The sequence below is a fragment of the Stenotrophomonas forensis genome, from assembly GCF_028752115.1.
GTDB classification, from domain to species: Bacteria; Pseudomonadota; Gammaproteobacteria; order Xanthomonadales; family Xanthomonadaceae; genus Stenotrophomonas; species Stenotrophomonas forensis.
Map to the genome: position 1 here is coordinate 3,663,965 of NZ_CP082270.1, position 22,726 is coordinate 3,686,690.

The following is a 22,726-nucleotide window of genomic DNA, read 5'->3' on the forward strand; positions in this document are numbered from 1 at the left end:
CGAGAGCGAAGTTCAAAGTCAAAAGAATGAGCAGAATCAAAAGCCAATGCCAACCAAGGTTGGCATCTACCAGGAGCGGGGGATCGGCACTGAAACGCACCGCGCTCGCGGGAACGTGTCCAGAGGCGGAGGGTGCGGCTGGGCAGGACCGTTGGCGCCATGGATGGCGCCATCGAGCCCCCATGGATGGGTTTACGGCGTGTCCTGCCCAGCCGCGCCCTCCGCCTCCCAACGTATCAGGAAGGCGCTGCTTTGGCTTTGGCTTTGGCGTTGACTTTGAGCTTCGAGAAGCGGGCCGGCGGGCCGCAGGCCCGCCAGCGAACAACTCATCCCGCCACGATGTACTGCTGCAGCTGATCCAGCTCCCTGCGCTGTGCATCGATCACCGACTTCACCAGGTCACCGATGGAAATCACCCCCAGCACCTGCGCGCCGTCCACCACCGGCAGGTGGCGGATACGGAAATCGGTCACCAGCTGCAGGCAGTGTTCCACCTGCTCGCCCGGCGACACCGTCACCACCTGCGCCGTCATGATCTCGGCCACCGCCGTATCGCGCGACGAACGATCCCGCAGCACGATCTTGCGTGCGTAGTCGCGCTCGGACAGGATCCCGACCAGTCGCGGCCCATCCATCACCAGCACCGCGCCGATACCCTTTTCCGCCATCAACCGGATCGCATCGATCACCGCCGCATCCGGTGCGACTGCGTGTACTTCAGGAGACTTGCCGTCCAACAGTTGCCGTACCGTGGTCATCCGCCTGCCCTCCGAGGGTGGGTTGCAGGGCCGAGTCTGCCACGGTGGATGCTAGCCATGCGTCAACCAGGTACAGCGGGCGCTGCTTGGACTCTTCATACAGCCGCCCCAGGTACTCGCCGATCAGGCCCAGCGCGATCAGCTGCACCCCGCCCAGGAACAGGATCACCGCCATCATCGTCGGCCAGCCCGCCACCCGGTCGCCATACAGCGCCGCCTTGACGATCACCCACAGGCCGAACACGAAGGCCACCGCCGCCGTTGCCAGCCCCAGATAGGTGGCGGCCCGCAGCGGCACGGTAGAGAAGCCGGTGATGCCCTCCAGGGCGAAGTTCCACAGCCGCCACAGGCTGAACTTGCTGGTGCCGGCCACGCGCGCGTGGCGGTGATAGGGCACGGCCACCCGCTTGAACCCGACCCAGCTGAAGAGGCCCTTCATGAACCGATGGCGCTCGCGCATCTCGCGCAGTGCGCTCAGCGCGCGAGGCGACAACAGGCGGAAATCCCCGGTGTCGGCGGGGATCGGCGTGCGCGACAGGCGCCCCATCACCCGGTAGAACATCGCCGCCGTGGCGCGCTTGACCCAGGCCTCGCCATCGCGGGCCATGCGCGTGCCATAGACGTTGTCGTGCCCCTCGCGCCAGCGCGCGACGAACTGCGGCACCAGCTCCGGTGGATCCTGGCCGTCCGCATCGAGGATCATCGCCGCCCCCTCGCGCACCAGGTCCAGGCCGGCCGTCAGCGCGGCCTCCTTGCCGAAGTTGCGCGAGAGCTTCAGCGCCGAGACCCGCGCATCGGCCTGGGCCAGGCCGGCGATCACCGGCCAGGTGTCGTCGTGGCTGCCGTCGTCCACATACAGAATGTGGCCTTCGATGTCGGGCATGCCATCCAGCACCGCGCACAACCGCGGATGCAGCAACGGCAGTGCCAGGGCCTCGTTGTAGGCGGCGATGACAAAAGTAAGCCGTTCACGGGTCATGCCCGGATTGTACGTTGCCGGCACGCATGCGGGCCGCCGCCTGCAGACCCGGCAGGCCGCCTCCTCACTCCTCCGACAGGTACGCCGCCCCACCCAGCTGCCGCGCCTGGCGCTGGATCCATGCCGCACGCCGCTGTACATAGGGCCCCGGCGCCGCCGCGTTGTAGCGCCGTGGTGCCGGCAGCACCGCCGCCAGCCGCGCGCTTTCGGCCGGGCTCAGCCGAGCCGCGTCCTTGCCCCAGAATTTCTGCGCCGCGGCCTGCGCGCCATACACGCCATCACCGAACTCGGCGATGTTGGCGTACATCTCCAGGATGCGCTCCTTCGGCCACAGCGCTTCGATCAGCACCGTGTACCAGACCTCAAGGCCCTTGCGGACCCAGCTGCGGCCCTGCCACAGGAACAGGTTCTTGGCCACCTGCTGGCTGATCGTGCTGGCACCGCGCAGGCGGCCCCCCTTTGCGTTGTGGTCGCGCGCCTTCTCGATGGCCTGCAGGTCGAAACCATTGTGGTCGGGAAAGCGCTGGTCCTCCGCCGCCACCAGCGAGATCGGCAGGCTGGGCGCCATCTGGTCCAGGTCGCGCCACTGGTAGTGCAGCCGATAGGACCAGTCCGCCTCGCCCAGCGCCTCGCCGTAGCGCCACAGCATCACCATGGACCCGGGCGGATCGATGAACCGCAGTACCAGTACCTGCAGGCAGCTGAAGGCGGCCAGCAGCACCGGCAGCCACAGCAGCCGCTTCCAGCGCCAGCGCCTGCGCCGAGGCACGTCCGCCCCGGCCTCGACCTTGTGCTGCTCTCCCGCTGCCCCCATTACTGGTGCATCCTTCTTCTGTCTGGTTGTCGGCGCATTATCCGGCAACCGCCTCCGTTTACGCGCGATGTGAGCCGATGACCGCCAACTCCGATTCCCTGATCCGCTTCCTGCTGCCCGACGCTGGCGTCCGTGGCGTCCACGTGCGCCTGCAGGCCACCTGGCAGGAGATCCTGTCCCACGCCCAGTACCCGGATACCGCTGCCGAAATGCTCGGCGAGGCCTGCGTGGCCTCGGCACTGTTCACCGGCCACACCAAGATCGATGGCCGCCTGTCGATCCAGCTGCGCAGCAGCACCGCCCTGCGCACCCTGTTCGCCGAATGCACCGCCGCCGGCACCCTGCGCGGCATCGCCCAGCTCAGCGACGGTGCCGATGCGCCGCGCGACCTGTCCAGCCTGGGCGATGACGCCCTGCTCGCGATCACCATCGAGAACCCGGGCCTGGACCCGCGCGAACCGCAGCGGTACCAGAGCCTGGTCGGCCTGACCGCACCGGAACTGGACGAAGCCTTCGAGGACTACTTCCGCCAGTCCGAACAGCTGCCCACCCGCCTGCTGCTGGCCGCCGACCGCACCGGCGCCGCCGGCCTGCTGCTGCAGAAGCTGCCGGGCGACGAGGGCGACGAGGACGGCTGGGCCCGCGCCAGCGCCCTGTTCGAGACTCTGGGCAAGGCCGAACTGCTGGCCACCCCGGCCGAGCAGTTGCTGCACCGCCTGTTCCACGAGGAGAAGCCCGAGCTGATGGGCGGCAAGCCGCTGTCCTTCGCCTGCTCCTGCTCGCGTGAACGGGTTGCATCGATGCTGCAATCGCTGGGCGAGGACGAAGCCCGTGCCGCCGCCGAGGCCACCAACGCGGTCGAGGTTCGCTGCGAATTCTGCGGGCGCGAGTATCACTTTCCTTTGACGGAGTTCGGCATACTGTTCCACGGTGCCGAGGGGACTGTGCCGGCACCTGAACGGCTTCAGTAATCGGCTTGTCTTGCATCTGGGGGGATCAAGGCTTGTTAAGAATTCATAAACGCCCTACGATCAAGTTCCCGTTTCCGCGGGAACTTCCGTTGTTCATCCCTGTCTGAACTGGTCCGATGCGTACCTTCCTGCGTCTACCGCTGGCCCTGCTGATCGCCCTTGGCGCGATTACGGGCGCGCATGCGCAGAGCAAGGACACCCGTACCGTGCTGCCGGTATGGAACAAGGGCAGCGGCAAGGTCGAGGCCCTGCTGTATCTGGAACCTACCGGCGAACAGGCGGCCGGCGCCCGCTGGCACTTCGGCCGCAACTCGCTGGATGCCGCCTTCGGTCTGTCCTCCGGCGATTCGCTGGGCCTGCTCTGCAACAGCAGCAGCGGAACCAGCATCAGCGGCCTGGCCAGTCACTGCATGCTGGCCAGCCTCGGCGACGATGACGACCTCAACAGCCGCCGCTTCACCGGCACCGCCGCACTGAACCGTGGCAACAGCCGCCTGGGCATCACCGCCGGTACCGGCCGTGAAACCCTGCCGGCCTGGCTGTCAGGCCCGAACAAGACCCCTTCGCTGCGCGCCGAGCAGAACGACCTGACCGTGTTCGCGCAGAAGAACATCGGCCGCGAGGGCTTCGTCTCCATCGCCGGCACCTATGCCAAGGCCCGCCTGGTACCGCTGGCTGATGCCTCACCGGCCATCGTCGATCGCTGGGACAGCAAGAGCCTGAGCATCGGCGCCGGCTACGGCAACTTCACCGGCAGCATCATCGGGCGTGTCGTCGACGTGCCGGGCAAGCCTGGCAAGTGGGAAGGCCTGGGAATCGGGCTGACCTGGCGTACCCCCTGGTCCGGCCAGCTCACTGTGGGCGCCGAGAACGTGATCAGCCGCGGCAAGAATCCGTTCTCGCCGCGCAATGAAAGCAATGACGACGGCACCGTGCCGTACGTCCGCTACGAGCAGGACCTCTGACCGGACATCACCGGCGGGCTCACAATTCGGGGTTGAATGGGAACGGGTGCCGCAGGGCGCCCGTTCTTTTTTTGCGCCGCAGCAATGCTGAATGGACGATGGACAGACAGAATTCTTTCGCCTGCGCGCTGCAACAACCGAAATATTTTCTTTCACATGAAACTAACGAAGTACTGGCGAGCTGGGCAAGAACGACCTCAAGTCATTGAATTCAATGACGTCAACGGCCTACCCCTATCGTATTCAGCCCTGCCACGGCCTGTATTAACACACCTTTAATTTTTGAGAACGCACCAGTACTATCGGCTCAGCCTCGCGTTTTTTGGAGCGCCTTTTCGCTCCGTACGCAGGCAATCACCCAGCCAAGATTTCTTGGAGAGAGAGAGCCAATGAACTTCAAGTCCAACAAGCTGCGCGACGCCGTCCTGGTCGCGCTCGTTGCCGGTGTGGCGTCCACTGCCACCGCCCAGGCTCAGGAAGCGACCAACCTGGACCGCATCTCGGTCACCGGTTCGCGCATCAAGAGCACCGACATCGAAACCTCGCAGCCGGTGCTCAGCCTGACCCGCGCCGACATCGAAAAGCAGGGCGTGACCTCGGTCGCCGACATCCTGCAGCGCGTCGCCGCCAACGGTGCCGCCCTGAACCGTACGTTCAACAACGGCGGTGACGGCTCGGCCGGCGTCAGCCTGCGCAACCTCGGTTCCGAGCGCACCCTGGTGCTGGTCAACGGCCGCCGCTGGACCACCGGCCTGGACGGCAGCGTCGACCTGAACACCATCCCGACCGCGATGATCGAGCGCATCGACATCCTGAAGGACGGCGCCTCGACCATCTACGGTTCGGACGCCATCGCCGGCGTGGTGAACATCATCACCAAGCAGAACTTCGATGGTGCTGAAGTCAACGCCTACAAGGGCCAGTACAGCGATGGCGACGGCGAGCGTGAAGCGTATGACTTCACCCTGGGCACCGTGACCGACCGCGCCTCGATCACCGTCGGCGCGTCCTACGTCAACGAAAAGTCCGTGATGGCCGGCGATCGCAAGATCTCCGCCGGTGGCCCGCCGTTCTTCAGTGGCCAGAGCGCAACCGGCATCCCGGGCAGCTATGTTCGCAACGGCAACCAGTACATCATCATCAATGGCGTTGAAACCCCGTTCGATGCGAACGTCCACGGTTACAACACCGCGCCGGACAACTACCTGCTGACCCCGAACGAGCGCACTTCGCTGTTCGTGCTGGGTTCGTACAACGTGACCGACAACATCACCTTCCGTACCGAGGCGATGTACAACGAGCGCAAGTCCGAGCAGCTGCTGGCCTCCATGCCGGTGACCGGCCAGCGCCTGAGCGCGGCTAGCATGTACAACCCGTATGGTGTCGAACTGACCGGCGTCAATCGTCGCTTCAATGAATCCGGCGGTCGTTCGTTCAACCAGAACGTCAAGAACTGGCACTTCTACGGTGGCTTCGAAGGCTTCTTCGAGTTCGCCGATCGCAACTTCGACTGGGACGTCGGCTACCGCTACGACAAGACCGACCAGAACGACCTGACCTACGGCCTGTTCAACAGGCAGCGTCTGGCCGAGGCCTATGGCCCGTCGGCTCTGCGCGATGGCAAGCCGGTCTGCTTGAATTCGGCGGGTGCCGTCATTGCCGGCTGCGTGCCGATCAATCCGCTGGGCGGCCTGGGTTCGATCTCGCAGGAAGCTCTGGACTACACCTCGTTCACCGCACACGACTCGGCGAGCCTGGTGTCGAAGGGCTACTACGCCAACATCTCCGGTGAGATCGTGCAGCTGCCGGCCGGTGCGCTGGGCTTCGCTGCCGGTTACGAGTACCGCAAGGAAACCGGTCAGTTCGATCCGGACGCCTTCATTGCTTCGGGCCTGAGCACCGGCAACGGTGCGGCGCCGACCAAGGGCGGCTACGATCTGAACGAGTTCTTCGTGGAACTGTCGATTCCGGTGCTGGCGGACCTGCCGGGCGCCAAGCTGCTGGACTTCAGCGTGGCATCGCGCTACTCCGACTACAGCAACTTCGGCAACACCACCAACAACAAGTTCGGCTTCCGCTGGAAGCCGATCGACGACCTGATGATCCGCGGTAACTACTCCGAGGGCTTCCGCGCGCCGAGCATCAACAACCTGTATCGCGGCGACACGGACTCCTTCGAGACCTACATCGATCCCTGCTCGTCCAACGCCGGCCTGCGTACCGGTGCGGTTGCCGCACAGTGTGCCGCACAGGGCGTCCCGGCCAACTTCATTCAGCCGGGCGCCGGTGCGGGCCGCAAGCAGACGGTTGTGCCGTTCACCTGGCAGGCCAATCCGAACCTGAAGCCGGAAACCTCGACCAGCAAGACGCTGGGCCTGGTGTGGAGCCCGAGCTTCGTCACCGGCCTGAACGTTACCCTGGACTGGTGGCAGATCAAGGTTGAAGACGCGATCACCCGCCCGGCGATCCAGGACATCATGAGCTACTGCTACGGCGGCACCCCGCAGCAGCAGGCAGCCTACTGCGGCCTGATCACGCGTGATCCGAACTACGGCACCGTCAACCAGCGCTACACCATCACCAACGTCAACATGCCGCTGCAGAACCTGGCATCGTACAAGGTGGAAGGTTGGGATCTGGGCCTGGCCTACCGCCTGCCGGAGACCTCGTTCGGCCAGTTCACCATCAGCTGGGACAGCACCTATCTGTCCAAGTGGGATACCAAGTCGACCCAGGATTCGCCGGTTGAAGGCCGTCAGGGCCGTTACCGCGACCAGGATCCGTACTGGCGCATCCGCTCCAACCTGTATGTGGATTGGAGCTACGGTGATTTCGGCGTCAACTGGGGCCTGCGCTACAAGTCCGGCATGCGCGAAGAATGCCCGTTCAGCCCGACCCAGGACCCGGATACCTTCCCGTACTGCTCCGACGGTGCGAAGGGCGAGAACCACATCGCGTCGACCACCTACCACGACATCCAGGTTCGCTACAACACCCCGTGGAAGGGCACCATCATGCTGGGTCTGAACAACGCGTTCGACAAGGATCCGCCGGTGTCCTACTCGGTCCGCGCCAACATGTTCGACCCGCAGTACGACCTGCCGGGCCGCTACATGTACATGCAGTACAAGCAGAAGTTCTGATCGATCCACTGATCGGCTGATGCAGCAACGGCCCCGCAAGGGGCCGTTGTTCTTTGTGCCGCCGGCAATACGTGGATGGCAGGCAAGAAAAAAGCCGCGGCAGTGCCGCGGCTTTCTCGTAACCAGTACGGCGAGCTTCAGCCGTTCGGAATCAGCGTCTCGATGAGATGCTCGACATAGGCCTCGAAATCCTCGCGGGCCTGCTTGGGCTGCTGCAGCTGCAGCGACAGCTGCAGGAAGCCGACATACGCGGCATAGGCCAGGCGCGCACGATGCCGCGCATCGGTGGAGCTGAGCCCGGCCTGGCGGAACGAGGCAATCAGGTAGTCCAGTCGACGCTGCGACACGCGGTCGATCACCGGGCGCACCATCGGATGATCCAGCGCCTTCAGCAGTTCGCTGTAGATGATGTGCGGCTGCACTTCGTGCGCCACCATCTGGAACAGCTGGCGCAGGCGTACGCGCGGATCGGGCACGTCCTCGAGGCTGCCGAACACCTGTTCCTGTTCGAACAGTTCCCAGCGTTCCAGCGCCGCCTGCAGCAGGGCATCGCGGGAAGGGAAATGCCAATAGAAACTGCCCTTGGTCACACCCAGGCGCCGTGCCAACGGTTCCACCGCGACGGCACCCACACCTTGTTCAGCAATCAGGTCGAGGGCCGCCTGGGCCCAGTCTTCGGCACTCAGGCGGCTGTTGCGGCCGGCGCGCGGTTCGCCGGCGGAAGCGTCAGGTTGATTCATGGGCTGATTTAACCATACGCCGGGGTTCGTTGCAGTACGCCGTTGCGGTGGAAACCGTTACGCGCCCTGCCGGCCCCCTGCCGCAGTGCACCATACCCTGCAGTATTGACTTCCCCCTCAGGCAATCCATACTATCCGGTATGGTTACGTCCCCTACTCCCGCTGCGTTCCATGACCTGCGCCTGGACGCTGCCCATGGCGCGCGTTTGGCGGCGACCGCCAGTGACCACGGCCGCCGCGGCCGGGTGCTGTTCGCGCATGGCTTTGGCCAGACCCGCCACGCCTGGAATGCCACTGCGCGCGCGCTGAACGCGGCCGGCCTGCAGACCCTGGCCTACGATGCCCGCGGCCATGGCGATTCGGACTGGAATGCCGCCGACCTGCCTTACCACGGCGAACAGTTCGCCGATGACCTGATCGTCCTGGCTGGCGAGCAACCACGCCCGCCCGTACTGGTTGCCGCGTCGATGGGCGGCCTGTTCGGCCTGCTGGCCGAATCGCGCTGGCCCGGCCTGTTCTCGGCGATGGTGCTGGTCGACATCACCCCGCGCTGGGATACCGCCGGTGTCGAACGCATCCTTGCGTTCATGACGGCCCACCCGGACGGCTTCGCGTCGCTGACCCAGGCCGCCGATGTGATCTCGGCCTACATGCCGCACCGTCCACGCAAGTCCGAGCAGTCGCTGCGTGCGCTGCTGCGCGAGGACGGCCACGGCCGCTGGCGCTGGCATTGGGATCCGCGCCTGGTGGCCGAGCTGGCCCGCGACAGCGAGCAGCACCAGGATGCGCTGGCCGAAGCCGCACGCCAGGTGAAATGCCCGCTGCTGCTGGTCAGCGGCGGCCGCAGCGACCTGGTCACGCCACAGACCGTTGCCGAATTCCTGGCGCTGGCGCCGCACGCGCGCCATGTACAGCTGCCGCAGGCCACGCATATGGTCGCCGGCGATGACAACGACGCCTTTACCGCTACTGTGTTGGACTATCTGGACGTGTTGCCCGCAGCGGATGCTGCAGCTTCGTCCGCCACAAACGAGCACGTCACCGGAGCACGCTCATGAGCATCGTTCTTCCCTTCCTCGCCCTGCTGCTGGCAGGCGCGTTCGTCGCCTACCACCGCATGCGGCTGGTTACCTGGACGCTGATCAGCGTGGCCCTGCTGGTCGCCTGCTGGTTCATTCCCTACGTCAACCAGACCGCCACGATCGTCGCGGCCGCGGTGCTGGCGGTGATCGGCGTGCCGCTGCTACTGCCGTTCATCCGCAAGCCGCTGCTGACCGCCCCGATGATGAAGGTGTTCCGCAAGGTGCTGCCGCCGCTGTCGCAGACCGAGCGCATCGCGCTGGAAACCGGCTCGGTCGGTTTCGAAGGCGAGCTGTTCACCGGTGATCCGGACTGGAACATCCTGCTGAACTACCCCAAGCCGCAGCTGACCGCTGAAGAGCAGGCCTTCCTCGATGGCCCGGTCGAAGAGCTGTGCACCATGGTCAACGACTGGGAAATCACCCATGTCCATGCCGACCTGCCGCCGGAACTGTGGGCCTTCATCAAGAAGAACAAGTTCTTCGGCATGATCATTCCCAAGGAATATGGCGGCCTGGGCTTCTCCGCGCTGGCCCACCACAAGGTGATCCAGAAGCTGGCCTCGGTGTCCTCGGTGGTCAGTTCCACCGTCGGCGTGCCGAATTCGCTGGGCCCGGGTGAACTGCTGGTGCATTACGGTACCCAGGAACAGAAGGACCAGTACCTGCCGCGCCTGGCCGATGGCCGCGAGGTTCCGTGCTTCGGCCTGACCGGTCCGTTCGCCGGTTCCGACGCCACCTCGATTCCCGATTACGGCATCGTCTGCAAGGGCGAGTGGAACGGCGAGCAGGTGCTCGGCGTGCGCCTGACCTTCGACAAGCGCTACATCACCCTGGCCCCGGTCGCGAGCCTGATCGGCATGGCCTTCCGCATGTACGACCCGGATGGCCTGATCGGCGATACCCGCGACATCGGCATCACCCTGGGCCTGCTGCCGCGCGACACCGCCGGCGTGGAAATCGGCCGTCGCCACTTCCCGCTCAACTCGACCTTCCAGAACGGTCCGATCAAGGGCAAGGATGTGTTCATCCCGCTGACCCAGCTGATCGGTGGCGCCGCGATGGCCGGCAAGGGCTGGAACATGCTCAACGAGTGCCTGGCCGTGGGCCGCTCGATCACCCTGCCGTCCACCGCCAGCGGCGGCGCCAAGGCCGGTGCCGCCGTGACCGGCGCCTATGCGCGCATCCGCAAGCAGTTCGGCCTGTCGGTTGGCCGCTTCGAGGGCGTTGAAGAGGCGCTGGCCCGCATCGGCGGCAAGGCGTACAAGATCAGCGCGCTGTCGCAGGCGACCGCCGCGGCGGTTGATCGTGGCGACGTGCCGTCGGTGCCGTCGGCGATCGCCAAGTACCACTGCACCACCATGAGCCGCGAAGTGATCTCGGACATGATGGATGTGATCGGCGGCAAGGGCATCATCCTGGGGCCGCGCAACTTCGCCGGCCGCAGCTGGCAGGCCGCGCCGATCGCGATCACCGTGGAAGGTGCCAACATCATGACCCGCAGCCTGCTGATCTTCGGCCAGGGTGCGATCCTCTGCCACCCGTGGGTGCTGAAGGAAATGAAGGCGGCGCAGGATCCGGACACCCGTGCCGGCCTGCAGGAGTTCGACCGCAGCCTGTTCGGCCACATCCGCTTCGGCATCTCCAATGCCGTGCGTTCGTTCTGGTTCGGCCTGACCGGCGCGCGCTTCGGTGCCGCCCCGGGCGACGCCTACACGCGCCGCTACTTCCGCAAGCTGGACCGTTACTCGGCCAACCTGGCGCTGATGGCCGACATCTCGATGATGACGCTCGGCGGCAAGCTGAAGTTCAAGGAATCGCTGTCCGGCCGCCTGGGCGACGTGCTGAGCCATGTCTACATGACCAGCGCCATGCTCAAGCGCTACCACGACGAAGGCGCACCGCAGGCCGACCAGCCGCTGCTGGCCTGGGCCTTCCATGACAGTGTGCACAAGATCGAGGAATCGCTGTCGGCCGCCCTGCGCAACTTCCCGATCCGTCCGATCGGCTGGCTGATGTGGGCGCTGATCTTCCCGCTGGGCCGTCGTGCTGAAGCCCCGGGCGACCGCCTGAGCCGCCGCGTCGCCGCCCTGCTGATGGCGCCGAACGAAGCCCGCGACCGCCTGGCCAATGGCGTGTTCCTGACCCCGTGCGAGAACAATCCGGGTGGCCGCATCAACAGCTACCTGAGCAAGGCGATCATGGCCGAACCGGTGGAGCGCAAGTTCCTGAAGGCGCTGAAGAGCAAGGGCATCGAGGCGCTGGACTTCAAGGCGCAGCTGGACGAAGCCGTGGCCGAAGGCGTGATCACCCAGGACGAGCGCAGCCTGCTGGAAGAGCTGCGCACGCTGACCCTGGACACGATCACCGTGGACGACTTCGACACCCACGAACTGCGCGCGGCCAGTTACTACGACCGCCAGCACAAGGACCCGCATTCGCAGGCAGCCTGACCGCCCGCGACACGCGTTGCCTTCGACGGCGGGCCTCGGCCCGCCGTCGCTTTATCCGCCGACCGGAATACCCACCATGTCCACGCCCCTGCTCTCGCTCTATCACCGCCTGCAGCGCTGGCCCGCCGGCAGCTGGCTGTTCTCGCGCGCGGTGTGCTTCAAGGCGCCCTACTTCGCCAGCATCGCGCCGCGCATCACCCGCCTGGAGCATGGCCGTTGCGAAGGCACGCTGGCCGACCGCCGCAGCGTGCGCAACCACATCGGCACGGTGCACGCGATCGCGATGTGCAACCTGGCCGAGCTGACCGCCGGGCTGATGGTGGATGCCTCGCTGCCGAAGGGCATGCGCTGGATTCCGAAGGGCATGCAGGTGCAGTACCTGGCCAAGGCACGTGGCACGCTGCAGGCGGTGGCGTTGCCGGCACAGCCGATCGTGGCGGCCGCTGAAGGCTACGCACTGCCGGTGACGGTGAGCGTGCGCGACCGTGCGGGCATCGAGGTGTTCAGCGCGGTGATCGACATGTGGATGTCGCCGGCGAAATAGGGTTCCCGCGAACGGCGCAGCCCCTCGTGGTTGGACGCTGAAAGCGGTTTATCGGTTGGGCCGGAGGGGTGAAGCCGGGCGGGGACGCCGTGAACCCATCCCTGGGGGCTTAGCCGCGCCATCCATGGCGCGGATACCCCGCCCGGCCCCACCCCTCCGGCCTCTGACAGATCTCTGCGGCGTCCAGCCACGGAAGAGAAAAAAGAAGAGCAAAAGCAAAAGCGGCCCACCGGCCGCTTTTTGCTATTGCTGTTGCTATTGCTGTTGCTATTGCTGTTGCTGTTGATCTTCTTTTTTTCTCCGTGGGCTGGCCGCGCACGGAAACTGTCAGGGGTCGGGCGGGTGGGCTGGGCAGGGGTGTCCGCCGCATGGATGCGGCGGCCAAGCCCCCAGGGACGGGTTCACGGCGTCCCCTGCCCAGTCCACCCGCCCGACCAACCCCATAACAAGCTCTACGCGACCCACCCACGAGGGGCTGCGCCGTTGGCCGGAAACTCACACCACCGCGCGAACAACCAACGCCAGAATCGCCGGCACCGCCTGGATCATGAAAATGCGCCGGCTCACGCTGTACGCGCCATAGCACCCCGCCACCACCACGCAGGCCAGCGAGAACGTCACCAGCACCGGCTGATCGATCACCAGCCCCATCACGATCCCCGCCGCCAGGAAGCCGTTGTAGAGGCCCTGGTTGGCCGCCAGTACCCGCGTGGTCTCGGCCTTCTCCGGCGTATTGCGGAAAGTCTTCAGGCCCAGCGGGCGGGTCCACAGGAACATCTCCAGCACCAGGAAGTACAGGTGCAGCACCGCGACCAGCACGGTCAGCAACAGCGCGATCATCAACATCGTTCCTCTCCTCGAAAAAGCCGGACCGGTTCAGCGGTCGCGCGGCAGCTTCTTTTCTTCGCGCAGCACGCCGAACGCGGCCAGGGTCATGAAGCCGGCAACCAGTACGCCACCGATGAACACCACATGCGATCCAAACAACGACAGTGCCTTGTGCACCCAGGTGAAGCTCAGGTCCGCACCGCGGTAGACCACCGTGTCGATCGCCGCGCCGGCCTTGTAGCGCCACTGGCGGTCCACGCGGGTGTAGATGGTTTCGCGCGCCGGCTTGGCCAGCGCGAATTCGCTGGCGCGCGTCATCACCTGCACCACCGCAACCATCAGTGGCATCGGCGAGGCAGCCAGCACCGAGAAGCCGATCAGGATCGCGAAGCCCGGGATCAGCAGCGCCGGCGCGATGCCATGGCGTGACAGCAGCCAGCGGGTCAGGCCCAGCTGCATCAACAGCGCCAGCGCGTTCACCGCCAGGTCGATGCGTGAGAAGAACGCGGTACTGGCCGCCGGGTCGGTGAAGGCCGCGCGCACGATGCTGGCCTGCTGGTTGTACAGCAGCGTACCCACGCCCACCCCGAACACCACCATGACCGCCAGCCAGCGCAACAGCGGCTCACGCACGATCAGCTTCAGGCCATCGAGCACGCTGCCGCCCATCGGCTGCTCGCCCGACACCAGCTGCTGCTCGCGTTCGCGCAGTACCGCCCAATGCCGCAACCGCCAGATGCACAGCAGGCACACCAGCAGGAAGCCGGCCGAGACCAGCATGAGGTTGGCGATACCCACGCGCATCACCAGCGCACTGGTGATGATGGGGCCGAGGAAGGCACCGACGGTGCCGGCGGCGCCGATGTAGCCGTAGTACGCGCGCGCCTGCACGTTGGAGAACACGTCGGCCATGAAGCTCCAGAACACCGCTACCGCGAACAGGTTGAACACCATGACCCAGAGGAAGAAGGCCATGCCCCGGCCAGGTACCCCGCTGTCGAACAGCGCGTAGAACCCCAGCAGGGTGACGATGAAGAAGCCATACACCGCCGGCAGGAACACCCGGCGCGGGAAACGGCTGACCAGCCAGCCGTACACCGGCTGCAACACCAGCATGATCACGAACACGCAGGTGAACAGGAACTGCAGGACGAAGTCCTTCAACGCGATCCCATGACGGTCGAACCAGCCGATCAGGATCGGCGGGAACACCGTTTCCAGGTCTGCCGAGGCCGCCATCGCCTCGCGCACCGGACGCAGCACGTAGTAACCGCTGAGCAGGCAGAAGAAATACAGGAAGGACCACCACAGCGCCGGCGACTCGCGCAGCGCCGCCACCAGTCCGCGCAGCGGCCCCTTGCCCGATGCCGCGCTCACGCGGCGTCCCTCGCCCACAGACGGCGGTTGGACAGTGGCATCGCAGGCTCCGGGCGCAGTGAAGCGCGTACGTTAGCCAATGCAATGCAACATCGCCAGCAGGCGACCGCCGATGGACGTTGGGGCCAGGTCTACGGAAGGTCCGGATGACACGTTCCGACACACGCATTTGGAGCGTCAAAATTCCAACTTTTTCAACGAGATGCGCATTCATCTTCGCTTTGTTTGTGCACAGGGGAAAAGCGGCGCTAGAATCGCCATCAGCAGTCGCGCACGGGTCCAACCGATGAAAAAGAACAGCCTGCGCCGTCCGATCCGTTCGGCGGCCACCGGTTTGCTGGGCATGTTGATGCCCGTTGCCTTGTCCACCACCGCGCAGACCCCGCCGGCATTGCCACCGATGCCGGCCAACATCGAATCGGCCGCCGCCACCGCCGTCGCCCACACCCAGCCGGCGGCCTACCGCACCGGCCTGGTGCCGCAGGTGCAGGCCCCGGCCGCAGGCTTCAACGTCGCCAACATCGAGTCGATGGCACAGCAGCTCACCTATGGCGAGCGCGTGCCGGGCATGGCAGTGGCGATCGTGCAGGGCGGCCGCATCCTCAGCGCGCGCGGCTACGGCGTCACCGACGTCAACAACCCGCTGCCGGTCGATGCGCATACCGTGTTCCGCCTGGCCTCGCTGTCCAAGGCATTCGCCGGCACCATGGCCGGCCTGCTGGTCAACGACGGCACCCTGCGCTGGGACAGCAAGGTCACCGACTATGTTCCGGGCTTCCGCCTGAACTCACCGGAGGCCACCGACCGCCTGACCGTCGCCGACGTGCTCAGCCATCGCGTCGGCCTGCCCTACAACGCCTACGACCGCGACATCGAAGGCAACGCCGAGTACTACGCGCTGACCCAGAAGCTGGCCAACACCAGCCTGAAGTGCCTGCCGGGCGACTGCTACGCGTACCAGAACGTGGCCTTCAGCCTGATCGGCGACGTGGTCTATGCCGCCTCGGGCAGCTTCTACGAACAATCGGTCGAACGCCGCATCTTCAAGCCGCTGGGCATGAACGATGCCAGCCTCGGCCTGGCCGGCATCCAGGCCAGCTCGCGCTGGGCGCGTCCGCACGTGCGCAGCCGCAACGGCTGGGTATCGCTGACGCCGAAGCCGACCTACTACCGCGTCGCCCCGGCCGCCGGCGTCAATGCCAGCGCCAGCGACATGGCGCAGTGGCTGCTGGCCCATACCGGGCACCGCCCGGACGTGCTGCCGGCACCGCTGCTGGCGACGCTGCATTCCAGCCTGATCAACACCCCCGGCGAGATGCGTTCGGGCTGGCGCCGCGAGCGCCTGCATTCTGCCGGCTACGCACTGGGCTGGCGCACCTTCGACTACGCCGGCCACGACGTGGTGTTCCATGCCGGCGCGGTGCAGGGCTATCGCGGCCTGGTCGCGCTGGTGCCGGAACGCGATCTCGGCATCGCCATCATGTGGAACGGCGAAAGCGGCCTGCCCAGTGGCCTGCTGCCGACCGTGCTCGATTCCGCGCTCGGCCTGCCGGCGCAGCGCTGGCTGGACGTGGACACCGACTTCGGCAGCGACAACCTGATGGCCGAGGGCGCGAGCCCCGCGCAGCAGGACAAGCGCAAGGGCAAGGGGGCTTCGAGCAACCGCGCGGTGGCGTCGCCGCGCTGATCTGGCGAGCTGTGCCGTAAGCATGAGGGGCGGCCTGCGGGCCGCCCTTTTTGTTCGTCTGCACAGCGCCGTGCTCGACCGCCGGTGATCGATGGAGTCGAGCGTGCTCGACCCTACAAGGGCGGTGAAGCAGTCGACTGGCAGTCGACTCTACCGTTGCCCATGGCGGCGAGCGCCCATAAAAAAACCCCCTCCCTGCTGGGCAACAGGGAAGGGGTTTCAGGATGCGGCTATCGGGAAGTACTTAGATCAGCGGCGCCGGAGTTGCCGGCAGAGCGACCGGAGCGGCCTTCTTCTTGCGGGCGGCCGGCTTGCGCTTGGCAACCTTCTTCGCTGCCTTCTTCGGGGCAGCCTTCTTGGTCGCCTTCTTCGCGGTCTTCTTGACTGCCTTCTTCACCGCCTTCTTTGCAGTCTTCTTTACTGCCTTCTTGGCGACCTTCTTGGCCGGCTTGCGGGCAGTGGCCTTCTTGGCAGTCTTCTTGGTGGCCTTCTTGGCTACCTTCTTGACGGCCTTCTTCGCGGTCTTCTTGACGGCCTTCTTGGCAGTGGACTTCTTGGCTACCTTCTTCGCCGCCTTCTTCACTGCCTTCTTCGCAGTGGTCTTCTTGGCGACCTTCTTCGCAGCCTTCTTCACTGCCTTCTTGGCGGTCGCCTTCTTCGCGACCTTCTTCACTGCCTTCTTGGCAGCGGCCTTCTTCGCGACCTTCTTCACCGCTTTCTTGGCGGCGGGCTTCTTCTTCGCAGCTTTCTTGGTTGCCATGGGATGGCTCCTCGTCAGTGATAGGGAGTTGAAACGCCCAGGTGGATCAAACCCGCAGGTGCTGCGTGCGGGGACCGCCGGCGCGTCAGGCGCGCCGTTACGGATGCGGCAATGCCCGCCTCGATCGGCGGAGCGGGCATCGGAACGGGAGGTGCCTTGCATTTCTCCGGGGGAAGCGGGGCCATGTCCACCGTCATCAGGGTCGCGGTGGTCTTGAAGGGGCTGCTTCGCATCGGACGATTGATTCTGCGCACTCGGTTGGGCAGGCAAGGTCTGCTGAGGCGAAACCTAATCACGGTTTTTTTTACTGTCAACAACCCCCGCGAAAAATTTTCACATCCGCGCCATTCCCGGTGGCGCCTGCACGGCCGTTGCGCTCCGCCCGCAACGACCCTCAAAGCACAACGCACGCACGCTGGCGACAACACCAGCAATGCATGCGTTGAACAAAAAACACTTGAAATAAGCACTCCGCGTAGATGCACGGATGCGATTCGCAGTGACGGACACGCATCGCCAACGGCGGTCGTCGCCAGTGCCAACGCCAGCACAACGGCACCGCAACGGGGGGCGAAAAGTTTTCACATCCGGACGCGCCGACGCAGGGTGGAAACGCGGATTTGCGCAAAACTGCGCACGCCCGTCGGCACCGCCCGCAGGTCGGCTGATGCCGCGTCGAGGGTGTGCAGCGAACCCTGCGTCATGAGTCCGGCGCGTTCGCCAAAACAAAAACGGCCACCCGAAGGTGGCCGTGTCCGAACCCGGGAACGACGACTCAGTGGTCTTCGTTTTCCAGGGCTTCGGCGTATGCGTCCGGGTCCAGCAGCTCGTTGAGCTCTTCGGCGTTGGTCAGTTCGACCACGAACATCCAGCCTTCGCCGTAGGCATCTTCGTTGATGGTTTCCGGCTTGTCGGACAGGTCCGAGTTGACCTCGACGACCTTGCCGCTGATCGGGCTGTAGACGTCCGAAGCGGCCTTGACCGATTCGACGACGGCGATCTGCTCGCCGGCCTTGGCGGTCGCGCCGACTTCCGGCAGCTCGACGTACACCAGGTCACCGAGCAGGCCCTGGGCGTGGTCGGAAATACCGACGGTGACGCGGCCGTTGCCTTCGACACGGGCCCACTCATGGGACTTGAGGAACTTGAGGTCGCCGGGGATCTCGCTCATGGGACTGCTCCAGAGATATGCAGGGGTGGAAAAAACGGGGCTAGTGTAACCAACCGGCCGCCACTGCTGTCAGTGACGACCGGCATGTTCGGATCAGGCGTCGGCAAGCACGCCGGGCTGGGCCTGGCCTTCGCGCACGAAGGGGAACTTGACCACGCGCACCGGCACCTGCCGGCCACGGATATCGACGGTAACCTCGCCGAGTTCGCCGGCCGGCACGCGGGCAAACGCGATGCCCTTGGCCAGGCTTGGCGAGAAGGTGCCGGACAGGATCTCGCCCTGGCCGCTGGCGGTGGTCACCGCCTGGCCGTGGCGCAGCACGCCCTTCTCGTCCATCACCAGGCCGATCATCTGGCGCGCGGTGCCGGCAGCCTTCTGCGCTTCCAGCACGTCGCGGCCGATGAAGTCGCGGCCTTCGTCCAGCGACACGGTCCAGGCCAGTGCCGCTTCATAAGGACTGATCTCTTCATCCATGTCCTGGCCGTACAGGTTCATGCCGGCTTCCAGGCGCAGGGTGTCGCGCGCACCGAGGCCCGCAGGCTTCACGCCCGCGGCCAGCAGGCGGTTCCAGAACGCGACCACTGCTTCCTGCGGCAGCAGGATCTCGAAGCCGTCTTCGCCGGTGTAACCGGTGCGGGCGACGAACAGCTCGACACCATCGTCGGCCTTGACCTGCAGGGCAGCGAAACGTCCAAGCTTGGCCAGCGCGTCGCGGTCGGCGCCGCCGACCAGGCCGGCCACGATGTCGCGTGCCTGCGGTCCCTGCACGGCGAGGATGGCCAGGTCCGGGCGCTGCTCGACGCTGACGCCGAACGGCGCGGCCTGCTCGCGCAGCCAGGCCAGATCCTTCTCGCGGGTGGAGGCGTTGACCACCATGCGGAAGAAATCGTCGCCGAGGTAATAGACGATCAGGTCGTCGATGACGCCGCCGCGCGGATTCAGCATGCACGAGTACAGCGCCTTGCCCGGCACCTTCAGCTTGTCGACCGAGTTGGCCAGCAGGCGGCGCAGGAACGGCTTGACCTGGTCACCGCGCAGGTCGACCACGGTCATGTGGCTGACGTCGAACACACCCGACTCGCGACGCACCAGATGGTGCTCGTCGAGCTGCGAGCCGTAGTGGATGGGCATGTCCCAACCCCCGAAATCGACCATCTTGGCGCCGAGGGCGCGGTGGGTATCGTTGAGCAGCGTCTTCTGGGTCATGACCGGGTCCGGCAGCAGAGGAAACAAGAATCCCCATTATCCCAGATCGGTCGCCCGCAGGCGTGCCGCAGCGCAGCGGCTCTACAGGGGGCGGTCTGCCGGCTCGACCTGCAGCGTGCTGCCCTGCACCGCCACCACCCGCACCAGGCTGCCGGCCTGCAGTTCCGGGCCGCTGACCTGCCAGTACGCGTCGTCGATGCTGACCCGGCCCTGCCCGCCGACGATGCCCTGCTGCAACGGCACCACCCGTCCGACCAGCTGCTCGGCGCGGCGGTTGAGCAAGGGCGCATCGCTGGGCCGCGCCCTTGCCCTGCCCCAGCGCCGGTAGCACTGGATCGAAACAATGCTCAGCAGCACGAACGCCACCACCTGCCACAACAGGGGAATGCCACTGAACACGGCAACCAGTACGAACACGGCCGCCGCACCGATGCCGATCCACAACATGAACGCGCCTGGCGCCAGTGCCTCGGCGGCAAACAGCAGCAATGCCAGTGCGCCCCAGCCTACGACTTCCCAACGCATGTCAGCCCCCGATCGGCGGGGGTCGCTTGCCCGCCGGTGCATTGCCCTGGGACGCCAGCGCCTGCTTGGCCAGCTCGGCCACGCCGGCGATGGAACCGATCACGCCACTGGCTTCCATCGGCATCAGCACCAGCTTCTGGTTCGGCGAACTCGCCAGTTCCTTGAATGCTTCCACGTACTTCTGGGCGACGAAGTAGTTGATCGCCTGCACGTCGCCCTCGGCGATCGCCGCCGACACCACCTTGGTGGCCATGGCCTCGGCCTCGGCCAGGCGTTCGCGCGCCTCGGCATCGCGGAACGCGGCCTCGCGGCGACCTTCGGCTTCCAGCACGGTAGCCTGCTTCTCGCCATCGGCGCGCAGGATCTCCGACTGCCGCGAACCTTCTGCCTCGAGGATCTGCGCGCGCTTCTCGCGCTCGGCCTTCATCTGCCGGGCCATCGCATCCAGCAGGTCGCGCGGTGGCTGGATGTCGCGGATCTCGATGCGGTTGACCTTCACGCCCCAGGGGTTGGTGGCATGGTCAACCACGCTCAACAGCTGCGCATTGATCACCTCGCGCTGGCTCAGCGATTCGTCCAGGTCCATCGAACCGATCACGGTACGGATGTTGGTCTGCACCAGGGCGATCATCGCCACTTCCAGATTGGCCACCTCGTAGGCGGCCTTGGCCGCATCCAGTACCTGGAAGAACACCACGCCATCCACGCGAACGGCCGCGTTGTCCTTGGTGATCACTTCCTGGCTGGGTACGTCCAGCACCTGCTCCATCATGTTCACCTTGCGCCCCACCCCGTAGACGATCGGGATCAGGAAGTGCAGGCCAGGGGTCATGGTGTGGGTGTAGCGCCCGAAGCGCTCGACGGTCCATTCGTATCCCTGCGGCACCATCCGTACTGCCTTGAACAGAATGACCACGGCCACGAAGGCCAGTACCACGGTAAAGAACATGGTGGGGAACATCGCGCTTTCCTTATCTATGACGTCCAGGCCCCAGCATAGCGCGTGAAGGCGGCATGCACAGCCTGGGCTACCAGGGAACCCGTCGGCGGAGGATGTCCACGAACATCACCCAGTCACCCACGAACGAATACAGGGGATGCCGGAAGGTGGCCGGGCGGTTCTTCTCGAAGAAGAAGTGGCCAACCCAGGCGAATCCATAACCGCAGGCCAGGGCGGCCAGCAGAAGCACCGGCTGTCCACGCAGGATTGCCGCGGCGAGCAGCAGCAGGACCCCGCAGCTGCCAATGAAGTGCAGCCGGCGCGACACCGGATGGCGGTGCTCGCTGAGGTAGAACGGATAGAACTCGCGGAAGCTGGCGAATCGGGACATGCACGTGCTCCGGGGGCCGTGGTCACCGCCATCATGCGCCTTCCCGGGAGGGAAAGCGGCAGTGCATGATCCGGTGGCGCTGCCTTTGTAGAGTCGAGCCATGCTCGGCTGGCCCTCGCAGATGCAGTCGAGCATGGCTCGACTCTACAGAAGAGCGGAATCCGCCGGGAATGGCCCGGCGCTATAGAACGCCGGAGCAGTCGAGTACGCTCGACGCTACACAGAGGGGGTGCGCGGCCCGAACATGATCACCGCCATGCCGGCCAGGCACAGTGCTGCGCCGATCAGATCCCAGCGGCTGGGGCGGATGCCGTCGACCAGCCACAGCCAGAACAGCGCGGTGCCGATGTAGACGCCACCGTAGGCGGCATAGACGCGGCCGCTGGCGGTCGGATGCAGGGTCAGCAGCCACGCGAACAGGGCCAGGCTGGCCGCCGCCGGCAGCAGCAACCAGATGCTCCCGCCCTTGCGCAGCCACAACCAGGGCAGGTAGCAGCCCACGATCTCGGCCAGCGCGGTCAGCAGGAACAGGGCGAGTGTCTTCACGCCTTTTCCGCCGCCTTGGCGCGCTGCCACAAGCCTTCCTGCGCATCCAGGTCCATCGCTGCCAACGTGCTGCCCTGAGCTTCGGCCTGCGCTTCCATCGAACGGAAGCGACGCTCGAACTTGTGATTGGCCCCGCGCAGCGCGGCGCCCAGGTCGATCTCGGCGTGGCGGGCCAGGTTGGCGCAGACGAACAGCAGGTCGCCCAGTTCTTCCTGCAGCCGCACCTTGTTGCCGGCAAGGTCACCGCGCTCGAACTCCTCGCGCAGTTCCTGCAGCTCCTCGGCCGCCTTGTCCAGCACCGGCAGCGGGCCCGGCCAGTCGAAACCGACCTTGGCCGCACGCGACTGCAGCTTCACCGCCCGCTGCCATTCCGGCAGGCCGCGCGAGATGCCGGCCAGCGCGGAGGTATCCTGCTCGCCCTTGGCGGCGCGCTCGGCGCGCTTGATCGCCTCCCAGTTGCGCATCACCCCGTCGGCATCATCGACGCTGACGTCGGCGAACACATGCGGATGGCGGCGCTGCATCTTGTCGCTGATCGCGCGGGCGACATCGGCAAAGGCGAAAGCGCCCTGCTCCTCGGCCATGCGCGCATGGAATACCACCTGCAGCAGCAGGTCGCCCAGCTCGTCACAGAGATCGTCGAGGTCGCCACGGTCGATCGCATCGGCGACCTCGTAGGCTTCCTCGATGGTGTACGGCGCGATGGTCGCGAAGTTCTGCTCCAGATCCCACGGGCAGCCGCCCTGCGGATCGCGCAGGCGCGCCATGATCGACAGCAGGCGCTCCAGCTCGGTGCTGGCTGCGCTGCGCGGGGTGGGGGTGTCATGCGCGCTCATGCGGCCTCCAGGG

The 22,726-nt window shown here is 65.8% G+C and carries 21 protein-coding genes; 7 read left to right on the top strand and 14 right to left on the bottom strand.

What is annotated here, in order from left to right:
* Positions 1-326: 326 nt before the first annotated feature.
* The 3 genes from K5L94_RS16935 to mtgA all read right to left on the bottom strand — a co-directional run bounded on the left by K5L94_RS16935 (position 327) and on the right by mtgA (position 2,551).
* A complete protein-coding gene (locus tag K5L94_RS16935) occupies positions 327-758 on the bottom strand; it encodes a CBS domain-containing protein (protein WP_180879293.1) in 432 nt (143 codons plus the stop codon).
* Positions 718-1,737, bottom strand: coding sequence for a glycosyltransferase family 2 protein (locus tag K5L94_RS16940; protein WP_053450529.1), 1,020 nt, complete (start codon positions 1,735-1,737; stop codon positions 718-720). The genes K5L94_RS16935 and K5L94_RS16940 overlap by 41 nt, the downstream gene beginning before the upstream one ends.
* A 64-nt stretch (positions 1,738-1,801) precedes the next feature.
* On the bottom strand, positions 1,802-2,551 hold the full coding sequence (mtgA, locus tag K5L94_RS16945; RefSeq protein WP_006464101.1) for a monofunctional biosynthetic peptidoglycan transglycosylase: 750 nt from the start codon (positions 2,549-2,551) through the stop codon (positions 1,802-1,804).
* Positions 2,552-2,628: 77 nt separating this feature from the next.
* Between mtgA and hslO the strand changes: the two genes are divergently transcribed.
* The 3 genes from hslO to K5L94_RS16960 all read left to right on the top strand — a co-directional run bounded on the left by hslO (position 2,629) and on the right by K5L94_RS16960 (position 7,630).
* On the top strand, positions 2,629-3,522 hold the full coding sequence (hslO, locus tag K5L94_RS16950; RefSeq protein WP_274510911.1) for an Hsp33 family molecular chaperone HslO: 894 nt from the start codon (positions 2,629-2,631) through the stop codon (positions 3,520-3,522).
* Between the two features lie 116 nt (positions 3,523-3,638).
* The gene (locus K5L94_RS16955) at positions 3,639-4,487 is read left to right on the top strand and encodes an XOO1806 family protein (protein ID WP_274510912.1); all 849 of its coding nucleotides are present in this window, start codon (positions 3,639-3,641) and stop codon (positions 4,485-4,487) included.
* A 389-nt stretch (positions 4,488-4,876) separates the two neighbouring features.
* Positions 4,877-7,630: a TonB-dependent receptor plug domain-containing protein gene (locus K5L94_RS16960; RefSeq protein WP_053450531.1), complete on the top strand. Its 2,754-nt coding sequence runs from the start codon at positions 4,877-4,879 to the stop codon at positions 7,628-7,630.
* A 137-nt stretch (positions 7,631-7,767) separates the two neighbouring features.
* Here the strand turns inward: K5L94_RS16960 and K5L94_RS16965 are convergent, their stop codons facing one another.
* The gene (locus K5L94_RS16965; protein ID WP_006464233.1) at positions 7,768-8,370 is read right to left on the bottom strand and encodes a TetR/AcrR family transcriptional regulator; all 603 of its coding nucleotides are present in this window, start codon (positions 8,368-8,370) and stop codon (positions 7,768-7,770) included.
* Between the two features lie 140 nt (positions 8,371-8,510).
* On the opposite strand from K5L94_RS16965, the gene K5L94_RS16970 reads away from it, so the two are divergent.
* From K5L94_RS16970 to K5L94_RS16980, 3 genes are all read left to right on the top strand, one after another.
* Positions 8,511-9,428, top strand: coding sequence for an alpha/beta fold hydrolase (locus K5L94_RS16970; protein ID WP_133935352.1), 918 nt, complete (start codon positions 8,511-8,513; stop codon positions 9,426-9,428).
* A complete protein-coding gene (locus K5L94_RS16975; RefSeq protein WP_274510913.1) occupies positions 9,425-11,902 on the top strand; it encodes an acyl-CoA dehydrogenase in 2,478 nt (825 codons plus the stop codon). The genes K5L94_RS16970 and K5L94_RS16975 overlap by 4 nt, the downstream gene beginning before the upstream one ends.
* A 76-nt stretch (positions 11,903-11,978) precedes the next feature.
* Entirely contained in the window at positions 11,979-12,446 is a 468-nt protein-coding gene (locus K5L94_RS16980; protein ID WP_053450534.1) for a hotdog fold domain-containing protein, read from the top strand.
* Between the two features lie 495 nt (positions 12,447-12,941).
* Here K5L94_RS16980 and K5L94_RS16985 read toward each other — a convergent pair whose 3' ends face one another.
* On the bottom strand, positions 12,942-13,292 hold the full coding sequence (locus tag K5L94_RS16985; RefSeq protein ID WP_053450535.1) for a DUF1304 domain-containing protein: 351 nt from the start codon (positions 13,290-13,292) through the stop codon (positions 12,942-12,944).
* 30 nt (positions 13,293-13,322) lie between these two features.
* The gene (locus tag K5L94_RS16990; protein ID WP_053451367.1) at positions 13,323-14,651 is read right to left on the bottom strand and encodes an NTP/NDP exchange transporter; all 1,329 of its coding nucleotides are present in this window, start codon (positions 14,649-14,651) and stop codon (positions 13,323-13,325) included.
* A 286-nt stretch (positions 14,652-14,937) separates the two neighbouring features.
* Between K5L94_RS16990 and K5L94_RS16995 the strand changes: the two genes are divergently transcribed.
* Positions 14,938-16,338, top strand: coding sequence for a serine hydrolase domain-containing protein (locus tag K5L94_RS16995; protein WP_006464418.1), 1,401 nt, complete (start codon positions 14,938-14,940; stop codon positions 16,336-16,338).
* Between the two features lie 244 nt (positions 16,339-16,582).
* Here K5L94_RS16995 and K5L94_RS17000 read toward each other — a convergent pair whose 3' ends face one another.
* From K5L94_RS17000 to mazG, 8 genes are all read right to left on the bottom strand, one after another.
* Positions 16,583-17,098, bottom strand: a complete 516-nt coding sequence (locus K5L94_RS17000) for a hypothetical protein (RefSeq protein WP_053450536.1) — start codon at positions 17,096-17,098, stop codon at positions 16,583-16,585.
* Positions 17,099-17,873: 775 nt separating this feature from the next.
* Complete coding sequence (gene gcvH, locus K5L94_RS17005; RefSeq protein ID WP_053450537.1) at positions 17,874-18,269, bottom strand: glycine cleavage system protein GcvH; 396 nt, start codon at positions 18,267-18,269, stop codon at positions 17,874-17,876.
* A 93-nt stretch (positions 18,270-18,362) separates the two neighbouring features.
* Entirely contained in the window at positions 18,363-19,475 is a 1,113-nt protein-coding gene (gene gcvT / locus K5L94_RS17010; RefSeq protein WP_164087788.1) for a glycine cleavage system aminomethyltransferase GcvT, read from the bottom strand.
* Between the two features lie 81 nt (positions 19,476-19,556).
* Positions 19,557-20,000, bottom strand: coding sequence for an NfeD family protein (locus K5L94_RS17015; RefSeq protein ID WP_053450539.1), 444 nt, complete (start codon positions 19,998-20,000; stop codon positions 19,557-19,559).
* Position 20,001: 1 nt separating this feature from the next.
* Positions 20,002-20,961 (bottom strand): SPFH domain-containing protein, encoded by a 960-nt coding sequence (locus K5L94_RS17020; protein WP_008268117.1) that lies wholly within the window; start codon positions 20,959-20,961, stop codon positions 20,002-20,004.
* 67 nt (positions 20,962-21,028) lie between these two features.
* The gene (locus K5L94_RS17025) at positions 21,029-21,331 is read right to left on the bottom strand and encodes an Mpo1-like protein (protein ID WP_053450540.1); all 303 of its coding nucleotides are present in this window, start codon (positions 21,329-21,331) and stop codon (positions 21,029-21,031) included.
* Positions 21,332-21,547: 216 nt separating this feature from the next.
* On the bottom strand, positions 21,548-21,877 hold the full coding sequence (locus tag K5L94_RS17030) for a YnfA family protein (RefSeq protein ID WP_053451368.1): 330 nt from the start codon (positions 21,875-21,877) through the stop codon (positions 21,548-21,550).
* On the bottom strand, positions 21,874-22,713 hold the full coding sequence (mazG, locus tag K5L94_RS17035) for a nucleoside triphosphate pyrophosphohydrolase (RefSeq protein ID WP_053450541.1): 840 nt from the start codon (positions 22,711-22,713) through the stop codon (positions 21,874-21,876). The genes K5L94_RS17030 and mazG overlap by 4 nt, the downstream gene beginning before the upstream one ends.
* Between the last annotated feature and the right edge of the window lie 13 nt (positions 22,714-22,726).

Bases quoted from the DNA above. Each gene is read 5' to 3' on its own strand.
- K5L94_RS16935 (WP_180879293.1), bottom strand. From the start codon at position 758: ATGACCACGGTACGGCAACTGTTGGACGGCAAGTCTCCTGAAGTACAC.
- K5L94_RS16940 (WP_053450529.1), bottom strand. From the start codon at position 1,737: ATGACCCGTGAACGGCTTACTTTTGTCATCGCCGCCTACAACGAGGCC.
- mtgA (WP_006464101.1), bottom strand. From the start codon at position 2,551: ATGGGGGCAGCGGGAGAGCAGCACAAGGTCGAGGCCGGGGCGGACGTG.
- hslO (WP_274510911.1), top strand. From the start codon at position 2,629: ATGACCGCCAACTCCGATTCCCTGATCCGCTTCCTGCTGCCCGACGCT.
- K5L94_RS16955 (WP_274510912.1), top strand. From the start codon at position 3,639: ATGCGTACCTTCCTGCGTCTACCGCTGGCCCTGCTGATCGCCCTTGGC.
- K5L94_RS16960 (WP_053450531.1), top strand. From the start codon at position 4,877: ATGAACTTCAAGTCCAACAAGCTGCGCGACGCCGTCCTGGTCGCGCTC.
- K5L94_RS16965 (WP_006464233.1), bottom strand. From the start codon at position 8,370: ATGAATCAACCTGACGCTTCCGCCGGCGAACCGCGCGCCGGCCGCAAC.
- K5L94_RS16970 (WP_133935352.1), top strand. From the start codon at position 8,511: ATGGTTACGTCCCCTACTCCCGCTGCGTTCCATGACCTGCGCCTGGAC.
- K5L94_RS16975 (WP_274510913.1), top strand. From the start codon at position 9,425: ATGAGCATCGTTCTTCCCTTCCTCGCCCTGCTGCTGGCAGGCGCGTTC.
- K5L94_RS16980 (WP_053450534.1), top strand. From the start codon at position 11,979: ATGTCCACGCCCCTGCTCTCGCTCTATCACCGCCTGCAGCGCTGGCCC.
- K5L94_RS16985 (WP_053450535.1), bottom strand. From the start codon at position 13,292: ATGTTGATGATCGCGCTGTTGCTGACCGTGCTGGTCGCGGTGCTGCAC.
- K5L94_RS16995 (WP_006464418.1), top strand. From the start codon at position 14,938: ATGAAAAAGAACAGCCTGCGCCGTCCGATCCGTTCGGCGGCCACCGGT.
- K5L94_RS17000 (WP_053450536.1), bottom strand. From the start codon at position 17,098: ATGGCAACCAAGAAAGCTGCGAAGAAGAAGCCCGCCGCCAAGAAAGCG.
- gcvH (WP_053450537.1), bottom strand. From the start codon at position 18,269: ATGAGCGAGATCCCCGGCGACCTCAAGTTCCTCAAGTCCCATGAGTGG.
- gcvT (WP_164087788.1), bottom strand. From the start codon at position 19,475: ATGACCCAGAAGACGCTGCTCAACGATACCCACCGCGCCCTCGGCGCC.
- K5L94_RS17015 (WP_053450539.1), bottom strand. From the start codon at position 20,000: ATGCGTTGGGAAGTCGTAGGCTGGGGCGCACTGGCATTGCTGCTGTTT.
- K5L94_RS17020 (WP_008268117.1), bottom strand. From the start codon at position 20,961: ATGTTCCCCACCATGTTCTTTACCGTGGTACTGGCCTTCGTGGCCGTG.
- K5L94_RS17025 (WP_053450540.1), bottom strand. From the start codon at position 21,331: ATGTCCCGATTCGCCAGCTTCCGCGAGTTCTATCCGTTCTACCTCAGC.
- mazG (WP_053450541.1), bottom strand. From the start codon at position 22,713: ATGAGCGCGCATGACACCCCCACCCCGCGCAGCGCAGCCAGCACCGAG.